Here is a 798-nt window from a genome sequence, read left to right as displayed (position 1 = left end):
TGCATGAACCAGCCGTGGCTGACGACGAACGACTGGCCCGTGAGCGCGGCGCTCGGGAATGCCGACAGGAACAGCACCGTCTGCGCGACGTCCTGCACCGTCGTGAACACGCCGTCGACCGTGTTGCCCAGCATCACCTTCTTCACCACTTCCTCTTCGCTGATCCCGAGCTCCTTCGCCTGCTCCGGAATCTGCTTGTCCACCAGCGGCGTGCGCACGAACCCCGGACACACGACGTGCGAGCGCACGTTGTGCTTCGCGCCTTCCTTCGCGAGCACGCGCGCCAGGCCGAGCAGGCCGTGCTTGGCCGTCACGTACGCCGACTTCAGCGGCGACGCCTCGTGCGAGTGCACCGAGCCCATGTAGATCACGACGCCGCCGCGATCGTCCTTGTACATGTGCTTGAGTGCGGCCTTCGTCGTGAGGAACGCGCCGTCGACGTGGATCGCCTGCATCTTCTTCCAGTCGGAGAACGCGTAGTTCTCGATCGGGTTGACGATCTGGATGCCCGCGTTCGACACGAGGATGTCGACCGAGCCGAACGTTTCGGCGACCTTGTCGATGCCGCTGTTCACGGCTTCCTCGTTCGTCACGTCCATCGCGACGCCGATCGCCTTGCCGCCCGCCTTGACGATCTCGTCGGCGACCGCGTTCGCGCCGTCCTGGTTCAGGTCGGCGATCGCCACCGCCGCGCCCGCCTTCGCGAGCTCGAGGGCGATTTCCTTGCCGATGCCGCTTGCGGCGCCCGTGACGACTGCGGTCTTGCCATTCAGGTTGCTCATGTTCGAATTCCCGTGG

The 798-nt window shown here is 65.4% G+C and carries 1 protein-coding gene; it reads right to left on the bottom strand.

Annotated features, from left to right (window positions below):
- Window positions 1-782: 3-hydroxybutyrate dehydrogenase (locus tag GQ57_RS34730; protein ID WP_034200244.1), on the bottom strand; the 782-nt coding region annotated here is incomplete at its 3' end.
- Window positions 783-798 lie beyond the last annotated feature (16 nt).

Origin of the sequence: Burkholderia sp. MSh2 (assembly GCF_000731655.1) — a bacterium.
Lineage (GTDB): Bacteria > Pseudomonadota > Gammaproteobacteria > Burkholderiales > Burkholderiaceae > Burkholderia > Burkholderia paludis.
Note: the sequence above shows the minus strand (reverse complement) of the source record. Positions and strands in the feature narration are given on the sequence as shown.